Below are 20,896 nucleotides of genomic sequence, written 5' to 3' on the forward strand. Positions count from 1 at the left end.
TGGAGTGATGAAAAGTAGCGTGTTTTTAAATCTTTACTTCGCCTTTTGGGCTGCATGGCGGCGGCGTTACCTTATTGTGATCCCCATCATGATCATGCCATTTATTATGTTGGCTCTGGGGGCGATGACACCCAAGAAATACCAAAGCCACACCACGATGCTGATTCAGGAGACCACGAAGTTGAACCCTTATCTGGCCGACTTTGCGGTCTCGACACAGTTAAAAGAGCGAATGGCCGCACTCAAAGCGCTGCTGCATAGCCGGCACATGCTTTCTGAAGTGGCGCTGGAATTAGGGGAAATCAAGACTCGGGATTCAAAGTTGGCGGAGCAGGTGATTAGCCGTTTGTCTGCATCCTTGACCGTGCAACTGATCGGGTCGGATATGATCAAGCTGGTTCTGGTCGCGAATAAACCAACACATATGGAAAAAACCCTGTCAGTTGTTTCTGATCACTTTCTGGCCAAGTTGCTGGCCCCGGAGCGATCTTCTATTCGTGCCTCGGAAGTATTTCTGGCGACTCAACTTAAAGCCCAACACGAATCATTACTCGCGGCGGAAACGGATCTGGCGATGTTCAAGCGAAAAAATTCCGCCCATTTGCCAGATCAGTATAACTACGATGTGCTGCAACTTCGGGATCTGGAGGCCAAGCTGAGGGAAAGAAGTATGGCGCTCTCGGGCGCTCAAGGGCAGCTGAAATCCTTGAAAACCCAACTGTTAAAAACCAATCCGATGCTGGCATCCATAGAGGAGTCCATTGTTCAGGAAACGGCGAGACTGGCGTTGTTGAGTTCGCGCTATACCGATCGCCATAGCAGTATTGTCTCTGTCAAAGCGTCATTGCAGCGACTGGAGCGGGAGCGTGATTCGATTTTGCAAGCGGTTGGAGGACTTTCCACTCAGGATATGGAAAGTCTCTGGCAACTAGCGAGTAACTTGTCAGTCAATGCTTCGGAAACCGCTGTGCGCCCGCTTCTGGTGTCGCAGATGGAGGCGATTGAAAAAGCAAAATCCACAGAGGGGCAGCTTATTGAAGAAACCCGGCAATTGACTGCGGAAATAACCCAGCTAACCCTCAAGCTGGAGCGTTTTGCGGCGGTAGAGCAACAGATGACGGAGCTGGAACGGGATATTCAAACCAAACAAAGTCTCTACGATGACTTATTGAAAAGACATGAAATGGCCAAGGTTACGGAGGCGTTGGGGCGTTTTGAAGAACAGGACCGGGTGAAAATTATCGACTGGCCTTACACGCCCTATGGGCCGGTCAATTTACCACTTTATCTGTACGGCGTTCTCGGAATTGTGGCGGGATTGTTTCTGGGGATTGCCTTGTCTTTGGTGAGTGAAATATCGAACACCGCAATCGTCCGTAGAGATGCGGTAGAACGGCTTATTGGTGTGCCGGTTTTAACACGTATTCCGAAATTGTCCGGTTCACTGAATTGCAGCAGCTTACAAATTGAAGAGGATTACCTATGAAAAAACGACCCGTGCACGTCCAGGTTGTGCAGCACCTTGCACCTGGTGGAATTGAGACCATGAGCCTTGATTTAAAACAATTTGCCAATGCCGAGGTGGAAGTACATATCGTGAGCCTGGAAGGTAGCAAAGCTGAGATGATTGCCCGTTGGCCCCGGCTGGCATCGATCTCTGAATCTTTACACTTTTTGGAAAAACCTCAAGGGGTTGCGCCAAAGACAGTCTGGAGGCTGTTTCGTTTGTTACTGCGGCTGCGTGCGTCTCTGGTTCATACTCACCATATCGGTCCGTTGCTTTACGGCGGTTTTGCCGCCCGCCTTGCCGGTGTTCAGCAGATCATTCATACCGAACATGATGCCTGGCATCTGGAGAATAACAAGCACCAGCGTTTGATGCGCCATTCTGTCAAGCTCTTCAGACCCACGGTAGTGGCGGATGCACAATTAGTCGCTCGAAAATTGGAGGAAAAAGTATCCTGCGCAGCGCCCAGAATTATTCACAATGGTATTAATACCCAGCGCTTTATTCCGGGTGACCAACGGCTCGCGCGGAAAGCATTGGCCTTACCCCGTGACAAATGGCTGGTGGGTTGTGCTGCCAGACTGCAGGATGTAAAAGGTCATGATGTACTTCTGGATGCCCTGTTTCGCTTACCTCGGCAAGTTCATGTTGTGCTGGCGGGCACGGGGCCCGCTGAATCGGCGTTACGGCAACAGGTTATGGATTTGAATCTGTCCGGGCGGGTTCACTTTCTCGGGCACCTTGATGATATGCCGTCTTTTTACCAAGCCCTTGATGTCTTCTGTCTGGCGTCTCATCACGAGGGTATGCCCTTGTCTCCACTGGAAGCGCAAGCCTGCGGAGCGCCGGTTGTATTGTCTGATGTTGGTGCCTGTTCAGAAACCGTCTGCCCCGCTACCGGATTGCTGTTTCCTGCGGGCGACTCCGCTGCACTGGGTCGCGCATTGGAGCGTCAGCGTAAGCAAGCTCCCGGCATTTCACCAAGAGACTTTGTGGTTCGCGCCCGGGATGTGCGACGGATGATTCGTAATTATCAATCGTTGACGTCAGGCATCTGAACGTCGGGCGAGCTGTAACTAATTTGTGGGAGGTTGTTGTGACACTGTTAATTCTCTTTATTACGCTTTTCGCGGGTATGTTAATTCTCTACCACCATCTGGTGTACCCGGTGCTCTTGAAGCTGTTGGCAAAATGGCGGGTGCGAAACGAACTGTCAGAGCCATCGCGCGAACCGGAATGCACCAGTTTTCCATTTATCACGGTGGTTGTGCCTTGTTATAACGAAGCTGCTGTTATTGCAGAAAAAATGCGCAATTTTACCTTTCTCGATTATCCTGCGGACCGGTTTTGCGTACGGTTCATCAATGATGGATCTACCGATCAAACTCAGTCTATTTTCCAGAAAACGATACTCGAGCCCGGATTTACCGGGCTGAATATTACGATGATTCAGCATCGGGACAACCGCGGAAAAGTGGCTCGAATCAATGAGGCTCTGGCAGCCATTGAAGACGGGCTTGTGGTGTTATCGGATACATCTGCGCTGATTTCCATGGACGCATTTCAGATCATCGCGCAGCGTTTTCAAAACCCCAAAGTCGGGGTCGTTGCGGGTACCTATCAAATTCTCGTACCGGGTTCTCGGGGTGAATCGGCCTATTGGCAGTATCAAACAAAAATTAAAGCAATGGAGAGTGCATTAGGTTCTGCTATCGGAGCCCACGGAGCGCTTTACGGGTTTCGCAGAGCGCTGTTTGAGCCTTTGCCTGTCGACACAATTAATGATGATTTCATTTTACCCATGGAAATCGTCAAAAAAGGTTACCAGTGTGAGTATGTCAACGATATTGTCGCGGTGGAATTGGAGCAGGCCTCTCTACACCTGGATCAACGGCGTCGAGTGCGGATATCAATGGGCAACATGCAACAGGCGATTCGCCTCAAGGGGCTGCTCAATCCGCGCCTGGGTGGGGTCGCGTTCAATTTTGCATCGGGTAAGTTTCTGCGGGCCTGGATGCCTCTGATCTTGCTTGTGTTCTTTACCGGTACGCTGGTCTTGAGTGCCCAGTCCGGCTTTTTTGCCAGCCTGGCGCTGTTGCAAGTGCTGGCCTACAGCCTGGCAGCGTTGAAGCAGCTTTTACCGAACTTGAAATGGCCTAAACCAATCCAGCTGTTGCATTATCTGGTGAGTGGACATGTCAGTAATGGTATTGGATCGCTGTATTACTTTTGCAATCGAAAATCAGGTGCGCCCTGGTCCAGAGTAAAAGCGAGTTCGGGCGCTCAGCATTACATTCCTGTGTCCATTCTGTTCAGTAAACGTTTGGTGGACTTTTGTCTTGCCAGTTTGGGCGTTCTCATAACTTTGCCTGTATGGCTATTGATCGGGTTGGCAATAAAACTCGAGTCCCGAGGCCCGGTGTTCTTCAGGCAAATGCGTGTTGGCAGGATTCTACCGGATCGAGCAGAGCTCTTTATGATGATTAAATTTCGAACAATGGTTCAGGATGCGGAAAAAGAAACCGGGGCCGTCTGGGCTCAGGATCGTGATCCCCGCATCACAAGAGTCGGCTGGTTTTTAAGAAAAACGCGGCTCGACGAGCTTCCCCAGCTACTGAATGTGATTAAAGGCGAAATGTCCTTGATCGGTCCTCGACCTGAACGACCTGGAATTGGCGGGCGACTTGATGCGGCGATTCCCTATTATGCAGAACGAACCTGTTTTGTCAGTCCGGGGATTACCGGTTTTGCCCAAGTGCATCAGGGTTATGATACCTGTCTGGATGATGTTAAAAGCAAATTGCTCTATGACCACGCCTATGCAATTGCCTTGAGCCGGTTCCGTGCCTGGCTTCTCATGGATCTAATGGTCATTTACAAAACGCTGCTGGTTATGGTCTTGGGTAAAGGTCGATAGACAGGACGCATTGATTGTTGGAAGCAGGGAGGCTTTCCCGTCTGTTCGCAAAATGCGATTTGCAAATTGCATCTCACCCTCATAAATCACCTCTTTTTAGTCTACTAATGCAATAAAAACAGTGTCTTATAAATTTGGCACGGTAATCGCTCTGCTTACTTCAGGTTACCTTAACGATTTGGAGAAGAGTGATGTCCATGAAAGAGCATTCCCTGAACGGATTTAAAGCCATTTCCCTGGCCGGAGATTTTGATGCACATACGGTCGAGCAGACTCGAACGGAGTTTGCAAATCTGGTTGAGGCAGATTCGGAAAATCTGGTGTTTGATATGGCTGATGTGACGTTCATTGACTCATCCGGGATCGGTGCACTGGTGTTTTTGTTCAAACGGCTATCGGTGGAAAAAAGGACCATGTGCCTCGTGGGCCTTTCAGGACAACCCGCTCGTTTAATCTCGCTACTTCGTATCGATCAGGTGATCGAAACTCACGATTCCATGAGCCATTTTCTGAAGCAGTCAGACAAACAATTCACACAACCGGCAACAGTGGGTTCGTAACGGAAAGCTTGTATACGACGAGGAGGGCAGGATGAGCAACAAACTCTGCGGCGGGATATTTTTGGTACTGTTGGTGTGCATCTGTGGCGGTTGTTCGAGTTGGCCGGGGGCTATGGGGGGCGGATACGGGTCTGAATATATCGGTCTGTCCGAAACCGTTTTTGATCCAAAGGTCGCCTACGCACAAATGCATGTTGTCCGCAAAAAAGAATCATTGGATATGCAATTGGACATTCTGCAATTGAAAGGGGCCCAGCGCTGTGTACCAGCTCGCTACCTGAAGTTGCACCATCTGAGTAATCGAATCGCGCAAGAAATTCACGGTCAGCTGTTTGAAGATGCAAAGCAGGACTTGATCATCATGGAATATGAATTAAAGCGATTGAATTCGGTGTTCCGAAATGTCTCTGAGCGCACCCGGTGCAGTGAATCGGTAACGCGGCAATCACTGAAAACGCCGACACAGGCCTTTACGGTACTCAGCATCTATTTCGATACTGACTCAGCAGAAGTCAGCTTGCCTTACCAATACCAGTTGCGCGCTTTGGCTACATTTCTTGCGGAACAACCGTTAAATCTGACAATTTTGGGCTATGCCGATATTCGCGGGGCCGAGGCGCATAATCTCGCTTTGGCGCGAGCCCGTGGTGAAGCTGTAATGGGGTATCTCAAAAACGGTACCGACAGGTTTCAAGCTATGAATTTGCAAGTTCTGGGTGAGGCGACTGTAACTTCTTTTGAACAGTCCGAATCGGGGCATGCCCGTAATCGCAGAGTGGATATTGTTGTGCAATCTTCAGCGCATCAGGCGGAGGTGGGTCTTGAGCGAAAACGTCACCACAACCGGTTTGATGAGCTAAAGAATTGGGAACCAGGCCTGCAAGAACAAGGTGCTCAGGCATTTAGAGTTTTTGATGGGCACACTGGCGACGGGTATGACCTTCAGGAGGCGTTGTGATGAGAGCGATCTTGAACGTGGCGCAGCTACTCTGCGTTTCGCAATTTGCACTGCTGTGGTTTGCGGCATTGTTTTTGTGGATTGCAACACCGGTCTTTGCATTGGATGAAGAGAATGACTTTAGTTTGCAACCCGGAGATGTGTTGTATATCGGCTTCCCCGGGGAAGCTGGGTTTAATCAGGCATTTGTTCTTGACGCCAACGGTAAAATCGACTTGCCGGAGCTGGGGCCATTTAAAATATCAGGGCAGAAGCTGGACGCCGCTGAAGCAAAAATCAGAAAACTCATGGCTCTGGTATTCAAAGGAACCGAGCGATTAAATGTGAGTTTGAAAGCACGTAATTTGTTGATTCAGGTGTTGGGCTATGTCGCTCAGCCAGGACAGGTTACGGCCCCCGCGAGCGCAAATGTTCAATCTGCCATTCAACTGGCCGGTGGATTATTGCCTGGTGCCCAGTTGGACCGGTTCCAGATTCAGCGCGGAGGACGAACAATCGAGTTTAATTACAAGGACTATCTTGATAGCGGTGATGCCCAAGTCCTGCCTGAGTTGCAATCCCTGGACATTCTGTTTATTCCGGCATCTCCCCTGACTGGAAATGTACAGATTGATTTTGATGCTGCCACCCTTTCGGCAACGGGCGATGCAGCGGATGATAAAAAATCTTTCCGGATTTTTGGTGAGGTGGTCAGTCCTGGTCGTTTTGCGCTCAAAGATGGCTATTCAATCGTGGATGCCATCATGCGTGCGGGCGGGGTGACGCGCTATGCGGGGGTAGAGCAGATCAAAATTATTTCGGGCGCCCGGCCAATTACCTTTAATCTCAAGACCTACCTGGAAACCGGAGATGAACGATTAATGCCCCCGGTACAGCCAGGTACCACCATATTTGTGCCGATTCAGGAAGAGGAAATTAAAACCGGTAGTAATGTCGTTTATATCATGGGGGAGGTGTTTAAGCCCGGGGCCTACGAGAATAAACCAGAAGCGACGCTACTGGACATTCTTGCCAATGCCGGTGGCCCGACGCGGTTTGCAGAATCCCGGCAAATGCGAATATTGCGTAGTGATGGCAGCGTCACGCCCTTCGATTTGCAGGCTTATACAGAAGGACTGTCCCAGTCTGTGTTACCGGTTATCCACGCCGGTGATGCGATTTTTATTCCGGAGAAAACAGACACCAATGAGGCATCGTGGTTAAAGGTACCCCCCTCCCGGGCGATAAAAATCATCGGTCAGGTGTATAACCCGGGCCGATATGAATGGTCTGATGAAATGTCATTGCTCGACATTATTGCCCATGCCGAAGGACCGACCGCCCGTGCAGATACGGCCAATATTCGAATTATGGGGCCGGATGGCCGGGGAAATACGGTCTCACAAGTTTTTAATCTCGAACATTTCTTTGACCAGGGCGGAAATATTGCAGATTTGCCGGTGATTCGTGCGGGGTACACCATTGTGGTTCCGGAATTGCCGCAGGATCCCAGCGACAATAAAGCACAATGGGTTAGACAAAGTCGTGAAAAATCCATCTATATTATGGGGCAGGTGGGTGCGCCAGGTCGTTATATGTTTAACGACAAATTAACATTTCTGGATATTTTGAGTGCGGCAAATGGACCGACCGCTAATGCTGACTTACACCGTATCAGAATTGTGCATCGCAATGGATCAGCGGCGCACATGACAGAGTTGAATCTGGCGCTATATTTTCAAACCGGAGATGAAACCTTGCTTCCGATTGTCAAGCCCGGAGACTCAATATTTGTGCCCGAGAAAAACGGGAGTTGGCTGGATCGACCTAAAGAGGAAATGATCCGGGTAATCGGCGCGGTAAATAATCCGGGGCGTTATGAGTTTGATGGTGAAATGACGATTCTGGATTTGCTTGCGCAAGCCGGTGGCACAACCGAAGGAGCCTATTTGAACAAACTGGTTGTGGTGAATGCCTCATGTTGTGCCAGTCGCTCGGTAGCATTTGATCTGGAAGCATTTATGAAAATGCCGGATTTTTCCACCCTACCGGTATTGCGACCGGGCGATACCCTGTTTATTCCGGCCAAGCAAGACAGTGATTGGCGGATCTTTATGGAAGGCGTAAGCGATGTGTTCAAACTGATTTCAATTGTGGCCATTATCGGAGTACTTTGATATGCAGGGCATTGCTGACTTTATCGAGCTAGAACAGATTTACAGTCAAACACTGGGTAACGGCATTCACTCGCTGGCAGTCTGTGCCGCGAATTCAGGGGAGGGTTGCACTTCTCTGGCTTGTGCGCTTGCTGAACGGCATCAAAAATCAGGTTATTCCTGTTTATTGGTGGATATGAACCTGTATCGGCCCGCATTTGACCGATATTTTAATCTACCCCGAGCGGATTGGAGTCTGGAGGAGCATTCCTCCTCCTCGGCGATGGTGAATCTGGCGCAGGGATACAACGTATTAACCGCTTCAACATTGCCCGCCATGGACTTCCGCAAGTCGGAATTGGTGAACCGCTTCATCGAAACCTGGCGTCGTAGTTTTGATGCTATAGTCATAGATACTTCACCACTGAATGCCTTGAATCGAAATAATATTCCAGCGGAACTCATTTGTGGCGCGGCGGATGCGGCGCTACTGGTCGTGCGTTCCAATAAGACAACCGAATCCGAATTGTTAACGGCCTATAATCGATTACAGCGATGTAGTGCACGCTTGGCGGGTGTGGTTATGAACGATGCGGAGTGTCCCACCCTTGCCGAGGAGCTGTTGCGGGAAACCACGCGTCTGGAGCGGATGCTCCCGAGAATTGCGAGTTGGTTTGCGAACAAAATCAGGTCAAGTCACTTTTTAAATCTGTCCGTTTAGGGGAGGTAAGTCAAGCGCATGTTACATCCGTTTGCTGTGCTGTCTTTATTTTTGATGGTGGTACTGGTCGGGCTGTCTACCCCACTCAGTGCAGAGCGCCGTATTCAAACCGTTAATTTTGGTGTGGTTCCCCAACAAAGTGCCCAGAAGTTAGCACTCAAGTGGCAACCGGTGTTCGATGCTCTGCAGGCCAGTAGTGGTATCCAGATACTGTTCAAAACCGCTCCGGATATCCCTGAGTTCGAGCGTCGCCTCGCTGAAGGTGAATATGACTTGGCGTACATGAATCCCTATCACTTTACCGTATTCAATCTTGAGCCGGGTTACCAGGCCATGGTGCGTGCCGCCGACCGGGAAATCAAAGGGATTATCGTCGTTGCCCGGGACAGTTCGATTCAGCAGTTGAGTGATCTGAGCGGCTTGACGCTGGCTTTTCCTGCTCCTGCCGCGTTCGCAGCCAGCATGTTGCCTCGAGCTTATCTGGCCAACGAAAACATCATGATTGCGACGAAATACGTGCAGACCCATGATTCTGTCTATCTCACGGTGGCCCGTGGTTTGTATGCTGCCGGAGGCGGTGTCATGCGAACATTTGCTTCCATGCCGGATAACGTCAAGGCACAGCTCCGTATCTTGTGGACGACGCCGGGCTATACGCCACACGCTATCGCGAACCATCCAAGGTTGTCCGGGCAAGTCAGGTTCCGCTTGACTCAGGCACTGCTGCACCTGGATCAGACGCCGGAAGGTCGTTTGGCATTGCAGGGCCTGAAGATTAACGGATTTACGCCGGCCGAAGATGCGGATTGGGATGATGTGAGAGCATTAAAGATCGGGCTGCTGGGTGGCTAGCCAATAAATCACTTGCAGATAGAGAGCGGAAATGTCTTTTCGATTGAAAACCATTGTGGGTATAGCGCTGATCGAAGCAATTTTTCTGTTTATTCTGATCGTCAATTCCCTGTCTATTTTACGTCAGTCTCATCACGATCTCATGGCTCAAAGGGCCAATACTCTGGCAAGCCTTTTAGCGTATGCGACAGCCGATGCGGTGCTCTCGACCGATTTGGCAACGCTGGAAAGCATGGTTGCGGATCTGGAGAATAAGCCTGAAGTACTTTTTGTCAAAGTGTTCGGAAATACGGGCTTACTTGCCGAGGCTAATGGCATGGAAACACCTGCAGAGCGGGATGGTAAAAGCCAGAAAGTCCTGGAGCTCTATGTCGCAGAGCATCATATCGAGGTTGGTGGCAGAGTATTTGGGCGGGTAGAGTTGGCAATTGATACCAGTGAGGTCAGCAGAATCTGGCAGGAAGCGAGGGTTGAAAGTGTCCAGATTGCGATCCTGGAAATTGTTTTGGTCGCTTTTGCCTCCATGTTACTGGGTTACTATCTCACCCGAAACTTGCGACAGCTCCAGGCGGGGATAAAGCAGATCAATCAGGGCGAGTATATCCAGATCCAGTATTCCGGTGCCGATGATGAAATTGGCCAGACCATAACCGCCTTCAATGATCTTTCTGCCGAACTGCAACGCAGCCATGAGGAGAGTCGGACATTCCTGATCGACTCGAAAAGACTGGCCATGGAAGTAAAGCGGCGCGAACAGTGGTTGCGCTCAATCGTTGATAATATTGCTGATGCCATTGTGGTTTTCGATGCCGGCGGCATCATTCGTTCTTCCAACCATCCTGCCCAGAAAATTTTTGGTTACAGTCAAAAGGAATTGCTGGGGCTCGATATCAGTCTATTGATTCTGGATGAACACCAGAGACAACGTATTAGTGATTTTATCGCCTCTGCAGCGGCAAACAATGATATCCAATCCCGTACAAAACACTTCGATGAAACAGGTTATCGCCGGGATGGTACGCCTTTTCCGGTCGATATGACCTTAACTGCGGCACGGGTGGATCAAGAAGATATTTTTATCCTGTTGTTGCGGGATCTTTCCTGGCAGAAGCAGATTGAGCGTCAGGCTGAATTAAGCGAAACGATTAAAAGTGGCATGCTGGAGTCCAGTCTCAGTGGGGTGATCGCCATTGATCAGGATGATCGGATCATTGAGTTTAATGCTGCGGCGGAAATGATCTTCGGGTATTCGAAAAATGATGTGTTGGGACAGCGAATGGCGGAACTGATTATGCCCGAGCAGTTTCGCGAGGCCCATCTCAAGGGGATGCAGCATTATCTCGAAACGGGAACCGGGCCGGTTCTCCGGCAACGCTTGCAGCTCCGGGCGATTCGAAAGAATAGTATTGAATTTCCGGTCGAACTCGTGATCACACCGATTCATACCCGAGATAATGTCGTTTTTACCGCAGTGATTGATGATATCACCGAGCGTTTGGAGACTACGGAGAAACTTAAAAAAGCGAAAGAAGAAGCGGATTCTGCCAATCAAGCGAAGTCACAATTTCTGGCTTCAATGAGTCATGAAATTCGTACGCCATTAAATATTATTCTGGGGATGTTAGAGCTTTTGAAAAGCAGTTGCCTGGAAAAGCAGCAGTACGAGCAGATTATTGCCGCCAGCAATGCCGGCCACAACTTGCTTGATATTATCAATGATGTGCTGGATCTGGCCAAAATCGAGGCGGGTAAAATGGAAGTGAAATATACTCTATTCAATCCTGCCGGTATTGTCGAGTCTACGCTGAGTATGTTCAAGCACCGTGCTGCCAGTAAAGGTTTGCGCCTGTTTTCCAATATTTCTGCCCAGATTCCCCCGTCGATATTCAATGATGTGACTTTTTTTCGTCAGGTTTGTATCAATCTCATTGGTAACGCCATTAAATACACTCAGGAGGGCGGTTTGGTGGTCAGTCTGAGACTGACCTGGTTGAATGACCTTCGGCATTTGGAGTTGCAAGTACGCGATACCGGGCAGGGCATCAGTGCTTCCCAGAAAAAACGAATTTTTGAAGAGTTTACCCAGCTACACACCCAAAGTGACGGCACGACCGGTACGGGGTTAGGGTTGGTAATCTGTCGGGAGCTGGCGAATTTGATGGGAGGGGACATTGCATTCGAGTCTGAGGAGGATCAAGGGTCCGTTTTTTCCTTGCAGATACCGATTGAAGATCGTGCGCTGAATCCAGGCCTGTCTTGCTGGAATGAAAAAGCGGTATTACTCTGTTCGGATGATCCGCTATGGCTGGAAAATTATCGTGACCAATTGTCCAGTTGGGGAATTCGCGTTTACGCCTGTTGTTTTAAAGAAAATACAGATTCATTGCCTTCTCTGCAGAGCGTGCTTGCAGAACGAGATAGAACGTGGCTTGCAGTGATCATTGATAGTGAACGGTTTGATCGTGAACGTCTGCCCGATGAAATGGGTTTTGATGAACAGATCTCGCTACTGTCTCGAAATAAAATACCCATTCTCTCCACCGGTTCGCTACGCCATTGCGATGTTGTTTGCACGGCAGAATTGTCAGAGCCGGTTAACCGCTTGTCTTTGATGCAGGGGCTTTTGGCCGCAGATTCCGGTCAGCTGATTGCAACTGTGAGACCTGCGGTTCAGATGGAAATGAATCCATCCTCTGAGGCTGACAGAGCGCCAGCAGAAATCAAGCGAGCTCCAGCCAGGGCAAGAATTCTCTTGGTTGAGGATAGTGAGGCCAATCGCATGATTGCTAGTACCTATATGGAAGATGCGGGCTATGAGGTTGTGGAGGTGGAGAATGGCAAAGCCGCTTTGCAAATCGTCAGGGAGAGGGCATTTGATCTGATTTTAATGGATATGCGTATGCCGCAAATGGGCGGGGTGGAAGCAACTTCGATCATTCGCGCTGAGCACCTGGCTGAAAGCACACCGATTCTGGCGCTGACCGCTCATGCCATGACGAGCGAAAAACAACTTTGCCTTGATGCCGGGATGCAGGACTTTCTGACCAAACCCATTGAGCGCACCGTGTTACTGGAAAAAATAGCCCATTGGCTTAAGTTGGAATTCAGTTGTGGGCCATCAAGTCCGGATAGGGGACGGGCTGGTTCTGCTGAAATCAATCATCAGGCCCTTGAGCAGCTCAAGCAGGACACGAGCGAAGCAGCAATGTTGCGCATGTTGTCCATCTTTGACCGGGAAACCCGCAAACGTGTCGATCAGATCCAGGCCTTTCTTGCGGCTGGCAACTGGGACGGGTTGGAGACCAGCGTACATGCCTTGAAGAGCAGTGCGCAGACTTTTGGAGCGCAGCAGTTACATCTAATTGCAAAAGAGACTGAGCAACGGGTTCGTTCGGGGGAGACCGAAGGCATTGGTGCCAAAATTGAGCTGATCACGACCCTGGCCGAGACTTCGCTGGAACAGCTGGAGGCCCACTATGGCTATATTCAAGCAGAAAAGTAAAACGATACTGTCGCCAACTCCGGTCAGCTACGATTTGATTCGAAGTTTGCGAGACCGCTTGGGTGCGATTTTGAAGCCCTACAAGATCGATGAAATCACGACCGACAATATTCGTCTGACCCTGACGGAATATTTTACCAACGTCTTGAAGCACAGCCCCGAGGAAACGTCGATTGCGGTTGTCATCCAAACTACACCCCCCAGATTGATCCTGGAAGATTATGGTCTTCCCATCGATGCGTTACTCGAAACGGCTCCGGATTTGGACGCATTACTTGCGACCGGACAAATGCGCAGTTCTGGTATGGGGCTGAGCCTGATCAAGAGCCTCTGTCCTGATGCGCTTTATCATGTGGCAGCTGAGCATCCGGCTGAACCCTGTAATCGCCTCTGCATACCATTGCCGGAGATAAATAGACCACGGATCATGATCATTGATGATGACATCACCCAGCTGGCCGTGCTGGAGAGTTATCTTGCCGAGCATTATCACACAAGCCTGTTTTCCAATCCGGCGGAAGCCTTGAAGAGTTTGCGGCAAACGCCCTTTGATTTGATTATTTGCGATATCAATATGCCGGAAATCAATGGTTTTCAGCTGCGGGAACAGGTGCGCTCGATTCGCTCGGCACGGTTGCTGCCTTTCATTTTCCTGACCGGGGAAACAACGAAGGATCTGTTACGCCAGGCTGCCTTTCTTCGAATTGACGACTTTGTGAGCAAGCCTGTCAATAAGTCCATGCTGGAAAACACCATAGAGCGGGTGCTTTTGCGGGTTGCTGATTTGCGTGATCAAATTTCTTCGGAGTTCGATGCAGAGGTCACCCATAGTTTATGGAATACGCTGCCGAAAACCTATGGCGGATACCAGCTCGATGCAGCTTATCAGGTTGCCGCTCGTGGTGGTGGTGACTTTATTTTCTCAAGTCATCGCGAGCACAGTCTGATCGTCATCCTGGGGGATGTAATGGGACATGGTGATCAGGGTAAATTTTTTACCTATGCATTAAGCGGTTATTTGCATGGCATGTGTATGGCTTGTGCCAGTGGACAGTCCGTTACCGAATTGTTATCTCAGCTTTCGGAAGGGGTCAGGACGAGTCAAGTGCTCGGTTCGACCATATTAACCTGCATGGTTATCGAGCTATTTGCAGATGGCACGATTACGCTGGCTTCCGGAGGACATCCCGCACCTTGGGTCATTTCTGCTGATGGACACTTTCGTGAAGTCGGTGTTGGCGGTATGTTGCCCGGGCTTTCCGAGGATGCGCAATACGACGCGGTAAGCTTAACGTTAACGCCAGGTGAATCGCTGCTGCTTTACACCGATGGTCTGGTCGAGCAGGGGATGGATATGAAAACCGACATTGTTAATTCGGAACTGGAAACGATGTTCCGTGAACTGCCTCCACGTCAGGGGGCAACCTGGTTGCTCAATCGCGTGTTAAAAAAGGCGGGTGCCGCGAGTGATGATATGACACTCATCAGTATCAGTCTGCCGGAAGGGGCGGATTAAAGTAGGCAGGTTAAAAAAGTGCGCCAGTTTGGCAAATGCCTCTAGACTATTAACAAAAGGTTCGGGGAAAAGGGAATGACAATGAAAAAACGAGTACTGTTGGTGGAGGACAGCCAATCCCTGGCTGCAGTCTACCAAAGTTACCTGGATGAGAAAGGGTTGTTCATCGCGCATGTGGAAACCGGAAAAGAAGCGATGATCCGGATTCTGCAATCCCCTCCGGATCTTTTGATTCTGGATTTAAAACTGCCGGATATGAATGGCATGGATGTGTTGCGGCACATTAAAGAAAATGGAGTTCCAACTCAGGTTATTGTGATTACTGCCCATGGCTCGGTCGATATCGCCGTGGATGCGATGCAAAACGGTGCCTTTGATTTTCTGGTCAAGCCATTTGATGGCAAGCGCCTGGTTGTTACGGTGCAAAATGCATTGGAGCACGGTGCACTGACAAAAGAGGTTGCATCCTACCGTGATACTTTTGCGCGAAATCACTATGAAGGCTTTATCGGTGAAAGTTTACCGATGCAATCTGTGTATCGCATCATCGATAGTGCAGCACCCAGTAATGCGACTGTATTTATCACCGGAGAAAGTGGAACGGGCAAGGAGGTTTGTGCGGATGCGATTCATCGCCGAAGTTCCCGCAGCAAGAAGGCCTTTGTGCCATTGAACTGTGGCGCTATTCCCCGGGATTTAATGGAGAGTGAGATTTTCGGTCACGCCAAAGGGGCGTTTACCGGTGCCCAGAGTAGCCGGGATGGTGCCGCAACGCTGGCGGATGGGGGAACTTTATTTCTGGATGAAATTTGCGAAATGGACCTTGATCTGCAAACCAAGTTGCTACGCTTTATTCAAACCGGCACATTTCAGAAAGTCGGTGCGAGCAAACTGGAGCATGTCGATGTTCGTTTTATCTGTGCGACGAATCGAGATCCCTGGGTTGAAGTGCAGGAGGGCCGTTTTAGAGAAGACCTGTACTACCGTTTGCATGTGATACCGATCGAGTTACCTCCACTGCGTGCCCGGGAAACCGACATTAAATTGATTATGGATCACTTTTTGCGGACTTATAGCCGGGAGGAGGGAAAACTTTTTACTGAATTTTCCGTTAAGGCGACAGAAATGATGATGGATTATGACTGGCCCGGAAACGTTCGCCAGTTACAAAATATCGTCCGCAACATTGTCGTGTTAAATAATGCCCCCGTTGTTGATGAGTCCATAATTCCCCCGCCGGTCAGACCGGTTTCGCCTTCGCCGAGCCGCGCTCAAGCCAAAGCCGGGGCAGTCCCCGTTACCCCTGTTGAAGTTCCGAGGGCCGAGATGCTGAGTAGTGCGGTTGATGCCATAAAACCGCTATGGCTGATTGAAAAGGAAACCATCGAAAAAGCCATTGCACTTTGCGATGGAAATATACCCAAAGCCGCTGCGTTACTCGAAGTCAGTGCCTCGACCATCTACCGAAAACGGGAAAAGTGGTTGGATGGTTGATGCAGAATTAACTGTTCTCCAAACCCCTCGCAGCCCGAGTTTCAGGCACTACCGAGCTTCATTGCTGTTAAATGGATTCAATAATTGAACACCTGTACTCATGAAGTCTTTTGTGTTTCTGGTGACAAGACATAAATCATAAATTAGGGCTGTTGCAGCAATTTGTTTGTCAATAGAGTTCTCATAATTTGGCACTCTCAGTCTGCCCCAGACCTGGGCTTCATCAACGGTAAACGGGAGAATATTGTCACTGTAATCTTCAAGTAGGCGCTCCAACCACTGCTCCAATATTTCAGACTGGCTGATATCGCCCCTGTGTTTTATTAACTCAACTCCACGCCGGAGCTCACCGATCGTTATCGAATGAGCGTAAAACCCCGTCCTTTAGGGCAGGGATGTAAGCTCGTCGGCGATAGCCGACTAATGTGGCGTTCTTTGTTGCTGCACATATTGTTTGATGATCTCTACGGGTGCGCCACCGCAACTTGCGGCAAAATAGCTTGGACTCCAGAGAGCCGATTTGTAGTAACGATTTGCCACTTCAGGATGGTGTCGTTTTAGTTTTCGACTTGATACACCTTTCAGGCTATTTACCAGAGTTGACAGTGCAATTTTTGGTGGATAGTTAATCAGAAGATGTACATGGTCCGGTTCTCCATTAAATTCAACCAGTTCCGCTTCAAAGTCAGTGCAGACCTTTTCAAATAGACTTTTAAGAACTGGAAACATATAACCTTCGAGCACCCCGTAACGGTACTTTGTTACGAAGACCAAATGGCAGTGAAGTTTAAAAACGCAGTGCCGGCCTGCTCTATATTCATTTGTTTTACTCATAGACCAATTGTATACTCAATCTATGAAGAAGACAAAAACACTTAAAGTTCGGATAAAAGACAAACATGTAAAGCTGTTGAATCGAATGGCTCGCTCTGTGAACTTTGTCTGGAACTACATCAATGAACTGAGTTCCCGTTCGATCAAAGAACGGGGCGTGTTTTTGTCTGCCTATGACATACACCCCTACACCAAAGGGGCGGGGAAAGAATTGGGATTGCATAGTCAGTCTTTGCAGTGCATCGCTGCTGAGTATGTGACTCGCAGAAAACAGTTTAAGAAGGCAAGGCTCAACTGGCGAAAGTCCGGTGGTGTGCGTCGCTCCCTTGGCTGGATTCCGGTAAATACCGGACAAGCCAAATGGAAAAATGGGCAGGTATTCCATAACGGGCGTTACTTTTCAGTGTGGGACTCTTTTGAACTCAACAACTACAAGTTTCGCTCTGCCAGTTTCAGTGAAGACTCAAGAGGCCGTTGGTATTTCAATGTTGTTGTTGATGTTGAGTTTGAAATATCTGAAGGAACACAGTCAGTTGGCATAGACCTCGGCTTTAAAGAGTCCGCAACGGACTCAAACGGAAACGTTGTTGCAGGTCGAGAATACCGACTGCTTGAGCAGAAATTAGGCATTGCCCAAAGAGCCGGTAACCAGAAAAGAGTGAAGGCTATTCACGCTAAAATTAAAAACAGGAGGCAGGATGCCCTGCACAAATACAGCCGCAAACTGGTGAATGAGAATGCGGCTATCTTCGTTGGCAACGTATCCAGTCAGGCAATGGTGAAAACCAAAAAAGCCAAATCAGCTTTAGATGCCGGTTGGGGAATCCTGAAAACCATGTTGGAATACAAGTGCGATCACGCAGGCGTGGTTTTTGAAATCGTCAACGAAGCCTACTCCACCCAGACTTGTTCGTGCTGCAGGGTAATACCTGATAGTAGTCCGAAAGGTAGGACGGGTCTTGGAATAAGAGAATGGGTCTGTTCAGAGTGCGGAGCTGAACATCAGCGTGACATAAACGCTGCCAGGAACATTCTTGCGGTCGGGCATGACCGTCTAGCTGTAGGAATCCCCGTCCTTTAGGGCGGGAAGGATGTCAAAACGCTGATAAAGACCCGAGAGCCTTATCGTCCGACTTATCATCCTGTATTCGTTCAAAATCAGCATCCACCCCAACGTCAGGAATAGCCATCAGTGCCTGCGTAAAGTTCTTCTTTCGAGGCTTTAGGAGTGCGGTTTCAAGGATTTTACGATGTTCGGCTTCTGCACTAATCCCGTCAGCGCCTGCTTTCGCTTTAAGTGCGCGAACGACCGCTTCATCAACGTTTCTTACAATCAGGTTAGCCATTGAGTTCACTCTTATTCCGGTTATGCTTACCAATGATATCATTGCAATCATTATGGTGCTATCAATGATTGCCGTGCGACTTTTTTAGACACGAACCAGCATGGCATCATTGTCTTCGATGGGGTTATCCAGGTTTGCCAGCGCGGCGAGTACTTCATTGATCCAGAATTCGGATTTGCTGTCTTTCTGGAAGCAGCCGTAAATTTGCCGGGATATCACCGGTGCCCCTGTGACTTTGTGCAAGCGCGTGCCCAATACATCCTGAACCATTCGATAGGGGAGGTAAGCCGTGCCTTGATTGTTCAGGATGAAATCCAGTGCGATTCTTGCCAACGATGTGTGTAATACCGGTGGCTGGGCATCGGGAAAAAGTTGCGTGAAGCTGACATTGAAAGACAGGCCCCAGTCAACGGCAACAAATTTGCGATTTATTGCGCTTTCGATGCTTTCGTCCTGACGGGTGCTGACGAGAATCAAGTCCGTCCGGACGACCGGCACTGACGACAAATCACCAATCTTGGCTGGGTCATACAATAGTGCAAAATCAATGGTTCGCTCCATGAGGTGACGCACGAGAATGGCCTGGCTGTGAACCTCTGCCCTGAGCGCCAGATCATCATGGCCTTGATGCAATACATCCAGAACATCCTGCAATAACAAATCCCATAAACCTGTAGTCGCCCCCATGGTGAATACGTATTGCTGGTCTTGTTTCAGGGAGACATCCTGACGTGCCCGTTCCCAGGCCATTAAAATGGTTTCGGCATGGCTGATGAGCTTTTCACCAGTGGCCGTGAGTTGCAGATTGTTCCTGTGCCGGGTAAACAAGGGGACACCCAGGGTACTTTCGAGTTGCTTGATACGGGCACTCACTGCCGCTTGTGTGAGGTAGAGATTCTCCGCTGCCTTGCCGAAATGTCGGGTGCTGTTAACCTCTAAAAATGTTTTCAGTAATTCGGTATCCATTGGGACTTCTATTTTAATAAATACAATCTATTTATCAGTAAAATTTTTTGTTGTCACCATTAAATTGTTTCGTTTTCCTGCATTTTTCTTTTATTGGATAATCCGCGCGATTTTCCGGAGACGAAATGATGAAAAAAACGATCGGTTCCTTATTTCTTACGTTTTTGGTTTTTGTTGCACCCGTATCGGCTAACTCAGAAGGTATGGACAGTCCAGAATTGGACGGTTATGAGCCAGCCGAAGCCGCATGTGAAGGTGCCGCTTACGGTGAAAGTGAATCGGCCTGCGGTGACAGTGTAGCCTCAGGTGCAGACCAGTGTTTTAGCAAGATTGAAAAAGACATTGAACGCATGGTGACCGAAGATCCTAATCAGGAAATTGATGTTGATCAATTGCTTGAGGAGTGTCTGAGTCAATACGAACAGTAAATGCTGTGATTTTCAGGGCAAGGGTCCGATTCGAAAAGAGGTGCCGGTATTAATGGAACGTTTTGTTACAGCCAAAAAGTTTTATGACAGCAAAAATTTCCCCCACGGTTTTAATCGCGGCGGTGATTTCTCAAAAGCAGAAGCGGACCTGTTAACCCAGATCGGTGTATACCTTAGTGAGTTGCACTCGGGCGAGCGCGCCGTGACTGCGCCTGATGAAGAGCGCCTGCTGAAAGTCGTCGAGGGTGAGCTGGATGCCCAGACACCTGTCGAAAAAGTGTGGGCAAAATACACCCGATTAATCGCAGTGAAAACCCGGCGAGTCAAGTTGAGTGTGATGAACACCGGTACAGGATTCTCGGAAGAACCGATTTATGAAGCTGAGCTCTAGGTGATCTAACACACCTCTCTCCGGAAATTATCGAGACCCCATGGAACTGAGTTTATCCGAGTCGCCGTTATTGGCGACGCATCACCCCTGCGTGTTTGAGACCATCAGTCGAGGTTTGTGGCAGCAGGGATATGTCGTATTAGAAAATGCGATACCGCCGTCGGTTTTTGCGACCTTGGAAAATAATTTCCTGAAATTAAATGAGAATACTTTTTCCGAAGCGGGTATTGGTCGAGGTCGTGATCATACGGCGAACAACTTTGTGCGCAACGACAAAATTGTCTGGCTGGAAAATGATTCCGAACTGGCGGATTGGTTCGACTGGATAGATACCCTCAAACAGGAATTGAATCGTCGCCTTTTTCTTGGGTTGTTCGATTTTGAGTGTCATTACTCAATCTATAAGCCTGGCGACTTTTATAAAACCCATGTTGATGCATTTCGCGGGCGCTCGAACCGGAAGCTGACGATGGTCACCTATTTTAACCGTGGCTGGCAGCCACAAGATGGTGGCGGGCTTGTGATTTATGGGGCGGATAAGGTCACCAGGATCACTACGGTCTATCCCGAACGGAATACCTTGGTGTTGTTTCTCAGTGAAGATTTTCCCCACGAAGTGTTAACCACTCATCGAGATCGTTACAGTCTGGCAGGGTGGTTCAGGGTTAACAATTCTACCGCAGAGCATATCGACCCACCGCTTTGATAAATTAATGCCCCGGTTGGTCAATTAAGCGACAGAGTTGTAGGATATCTCGCACATATTTTT

General features: G+C 49.2%; 19 protein-coding genes. 15 read left to right on the top strand and 4 right to left on the bottom strand.

The window, feature by feature from the left end; genetic code table 11:
* Window positions 1-7 precede the first annotated feature (7 nt).
* From OLMES_RS05595 to OLMES_RS05645, 11 genes are all read left to right on the top strand, one after another.
* Window positions 8-1,486: a GumC family protein gene (locus OLMES_RS05595; protein ID WP_087460354.1), complete on the top strand. Its 1,479-nt coding sequence runs from the start codon at window positions 8-10 to the stop codon at window positions 1,484-1,486.
* Window positions 1,483-2,565: a glycosyltransferase gene (locus OLMES_RS05600; RefSeq protein WP_087460355.1), complete on the top strand. Its 1,083-nt coding sequence runs from the start codon at window positions 1,483-1,485 to the stop codon at window positions 2,563-2,565. The genes OLMES_RS05595 and OLMES_RS05600 overlap by 4 nt, the downstream gene beginning before the upstream one ends.
* A gap of 38 nt (window positions 2,566-2,603) precedes the next feature.
* Entirely contained in the window at window positions 2,604-4,424 is a 1,821-nt protein-coding gene (locus OLMES_RS05605) for a sugar transferase (RefSeq protein ID WP_087460356.1), read from the top strand.
* A 191-nt stretch (window positions 4,425-4,615) separates the two neighbouring features.
* A complete protein-coding gene (locus OLMES_RS05610) occupies window positions 4,616-4,984 on the top strand; it encodes an STAS domain-containing protein (RefSeq protein WP_087460357.1) in 369 nt (122 codons plus the stop codon).
* 31 nt (window positions 4,985-5,015) lie between these two features.
* Window positions 5,016-5,942: an OmpA family protein gene (locus tag OLMES_RS05615; protein ID WP_087460358.1), complete on the top strand. Its 927-nt coding sequence runs from the start codon at window positions 5,016-5,018 to the stop codon at window positions 5,940-5,942.
* On the top strand, window positions 5,942-8,098 hold the full coding sequence (locus OLMES_RS05620) for an SLBB domain-containing protein (protein ID WP_087460359.1): 2,157 nt from the start codon (window positions 5,942-5,944) through the stop codon (window positions 8,096-8,098). The genes OLMES_RS05615 and OLMES_RS05620 overlap by 1 nt, the downstream gene beginning before the upstream one ends.
* A gap of 1 nt (window position 8,099) precedes the next feature.
* The gene (locus OLMES_RS05625; protein ID WP_087460360.1) at window positions 8,100-8,798 is read left to right on the top strand and encodes a tyrosine-protein kinase family protein; all 699 of its coding nucleotides are present in this window, start codon (window positions 8,100-8,102) and stop codon (window positions 8,796-8,798) included.
* Window positions 8,799-8,816: 18 nt separating this feature from the next.
* Window positions 8,817-9,650, top strand: coding sequence for a phosphate/phosphite/phosphonate ABC transporter substrate-binding protein (locus OLMES_RS05630; protein ID WP_198343232.1), 834 nt, complete (start codon window positions 8,817-8,819; stop codon window positions 9,648-9,650).
* Window positions 9,651-9,681: 31 nt separating this feature from the next.
* On the top strand, window positions 9,682-13,152 hold the full coding sequence (locus OLMES_RS05635; protein WP_087460361.1) for a PAS domain S-box protein: 3,471 nt from the start codon (window positions 9,682-9,684) through the stop codon (window positions 13,150-13,152).
* A complete protein-coding gene (locus OLMES_RS05640) occupies window positions 13,127-14,668 on the top strand; it encodes a SpoIIE family protein phosphatase (protein ID WP_087460362.1) in 1,542 nt (513 codons plus the stop codon). Before OLMES_RS05635 ends, OLMES_RS05640 begins: the two co-directional genes overlap by 26 nt.
* An 81-nt stretch (window positions 14,669-14,749) precedes the next feature.
* Window positions 14,750-16,162 carry a sigma-54-dependent transcriptional regulator gene (locus OLMES_RS05645; protein WP_232465269.1) on the top strand — a complete coding sequence of 471 codons (1,413 nt, stop codon included), beginning with the start codon at window positions 14,750-14,752 and terminating at the stop codon, window positions 16,160-16,162.
* A 48-nt stretch (window positions 16,163-16,210) separates the two neighbouring features.
* Here OLMES_RS05645 and OLMES_RS28945 read toward each other — a convergent pair whose 3' ends face one another.
* Window positions 16,211-16,522, bottom strand: a complete 312-nt coding sequence (locus OLMES_RS28945) for a type II toxin-antitoxin system VapC family toxin (protein WP_332454942.1) — start codon at window positions 16,520-16,522, stop codon at window positions 16,211-16,213.
* Between the two features lie 60 nt (window positions 16,523-16,582).
* Window positions 16,583-16,996 carry an IS200/IS605 family transposase gene (gene tnpA, locus OLMES_RS05655; protein ID WP_087460365.1) on the bottom strand — a complete coding sequence of 138 codons (414 nt, stop codon included), beginning with the start codon at window positions 16,994-16,996 and terminating at the stop codon, window positions 16,583-16,585.
* 22 nt (window positions 16,997-17,018) lie between these two features.
* On the opposite strand from tnpA, the gene OLMES_RS05660 reads away from it, so the two are divergent.
* A complete protein-coding gene (locus OLMES_RS05660) occupies window positions 17,019-18,077 on the top strand; it encodes an RNA-guided endonuclease InsQ/TnpB family protein (protein WP_087460366.1) in 1,059 nt (352 codons plus the stop codon).
* A 13-nt stretch (window positions 18,078-18,090) separates the two neighbouring features.
* Here OLMES_RS05660 and OLMES_RS05665 read toward each other — a convergent pair whose 3' ends face one another.
* Together OLMES_RS05665 and OLMES_RS05670 are read right to left on the bottom strand one after the other, a co-directional pair.
* Window positions 18,091-18,342 carry a FitA-like ribbon-helix-helix domain-containing protein gene (locus OLMES_RS05665; protein WP_087460367.1) on the bottom strand — a complete coding sequence of 84 codons (252 nt, stop codon included), beginning with the start codon at window positions 18,340-18,342 and terminating at the stop codon, window positions 18,091-18,093.
* 84 nt (window positions 18,343-18,426) lie between these two features.
* Window positions 18,427-19,308, bottom strand: coding sequence for a LysR family transcriptional regulator (locus tag OLMES_RS05670; protein ID WP_087460368.1), 882 nt, complete (start codon window positions 19,306-19,308; stop codon window positions 18,427-18,429).
* Between the two features lie 125 nt (window positions 19,309-19,433).
* Here OLMES_RS05670 and OLMES_RS05675 point away from each other — a divergent pair, with 125 nt between their 5' ends.
* Genes OLMES_RS05675 through OLMES_RS05685 form a run of 3 tightly spaced genes read left to right on the top strand, consistent with a single transcriptional unit; the run spans window position 19,434 to window position 20,833 of the window.
* Window positions 19,434-19,736 carry a hypothetical protein gene (locus OLMES_RS05675; RefSeq protein WP_087460369.1) on the top strand — a complete coding sequence of 101 codons (303 nt, stop codon included), beginning with the start codon at window positions 19,434-19,436 and terminating at the stop codon, window positions 19,734-19,736.
* 52 nt (window positions 19,737-19,788) lie between these two features.
* Window positions 19,789-20,127, top strand: coding sequence for a DUF413 domain-containing protein (maoP, locus tag OLMES_RS05680; protein ID WP_087460370.1), 339 nt, complete (start codon window positions 19,789-19,791; stop codon window positions 20,125-20,127).
* A 40-nt stretch (window positions 20,128-20,167) separates the two neighbouring features.
* Window positions 20,168-20,833 (top strand): 2OG-Fe(II) oxygenase, encoded by a 666-nt coding sequence (locus tag OLMES_RS05685; RefSeq protein WP_087460371.1) that lies wholly within the window; start codon window positions 20,168-20,170, stop codon window positions 20,831-20,833.
* Window positions 20,834-20,896: the final 63 nt, after the last annotated feature.

This window comes from Oleiphilus messinensis, assembly GCF_002162375.1.
In the GTDB taxonomy this organism is placed as follows: Bacteria; Pseudomonadota; Gammaproteobacteria; order Pseudomonadales; family Oleiphilaceae; genus Oleiphilus; species Oleiphilus messinensis.

Coding starts and splice junctions, on each gene's coding strand:
- OLMES_RS05635 (WP_087460361.1), top strand. CDS start 9,682: ATGTCTTTTCGATTGAAAACCATTGTGGGTATAGCGCTGATCGAAGCA.
- OLMES_RS05665 (WP_087460367.1), bottom strand. CDS start 18,342: ATGGCTAACCTGATTGTAAGAAACGTTGATGAAGCGGTCGTTCGCGCA.
- tnpA (WP_087460365.1), bottom strand. CDS start 16,996: ATGAGTAAAACAAATGAATATAGAGCAGGCCGGCACTGCGTTTTTAAA.
- OLMES_RS05660 (WP_087460366.1), top strand. CDS start 17,019: ATGAAGAAGACAAAAACACTTAAAGTTCGGATAAAAGACAAACATGTA.
- OLMES_RS05595 (WP_087460354.1), top strand. CDS start 8: ATGAAAAGTAGCGTGTTTTTAAATCTTTACTTCGCCTTTTGGGCTGCA.
- OLMES_RS05600 (WP_087460355.1), top strand. CDS start 1,483: ATGAAAAAACGACCCGTGCACGTCCAGGTTGTGCAGCACCTTGCACCT.
- OLMES_RS05645 (WP_232465269.1), top strand. CDS start 14,750: ATGAAAAAACGAGTACTGTTGGTGGAGGACAGCCAATCCCTGGCTGCA.
- OLMES_RS05620 (WP_087460359.1), top strand. CDS start 5,942: ATGAGAGCGATCTTGAACGTGGCGCAGCTACTCTGCGTTTCGCAATTT.
- OLMES_RS05610 (WP_087460357.1), top strand. CDS start 4,616: ATGTCCATGAAAGAGCATTCCCTGAACGGATTTAAAGCCATTTCCCTG.
- OLMES_RS05670 (WP_087460368.1), bottom strand. CDS start 19,308: ATGGATACCGAATTACTGAAAACATTTTTAGAGGTTAACAGCACCCGA.
- OLMES_RS05630 (WP_198343232.1), top strand. CDS start 8,817: ATGTTACATCCGTTTGCTGTGCTGTCTTTATTTTTGATGGTGGTACTG.
- maoP (WP_087460370.1), top strand. CDS start 19,789: ATGGAACGTTTTGTTACAGCCAAAAAGTTTTATGACAGCAAAAATTTC.
- OLMES_RS05640 (WP_087460362.1), top strand. CDS start 13,127: ATGGCTATATTCAAGCAGAAAAGTAAAACGATACTGTCGCCAACTCCG.
- OLMES_RS05685 (WP_087460371.1), top strand. CDS start 20,168: ATGGAACTGAGTTTATCCGAGTCGCCGTTATTGGCGACGCATCACCCC.
- OLMES_RS05675 (WP_087460369.1), top strand. CDS start 19,434: ATGATGAAAAAAACGATCGGTTCCTTATTTCTTACGTTTTTGGTTTTT.
- OLMES_RS05625 (WP_087460360.1), top strand. CDS start 8,100: ATGCAGGGCATTGCTGACTTTATCGAGCTAGAACAGATTTACAGTCAA.
- OLMES_RS05615 (WP_087460358.1), top strand. CDS start 5,016: ATGAGCAACAAACTCTGCGGCGGGATATTTTTGGTACTGTTGGTGTGC.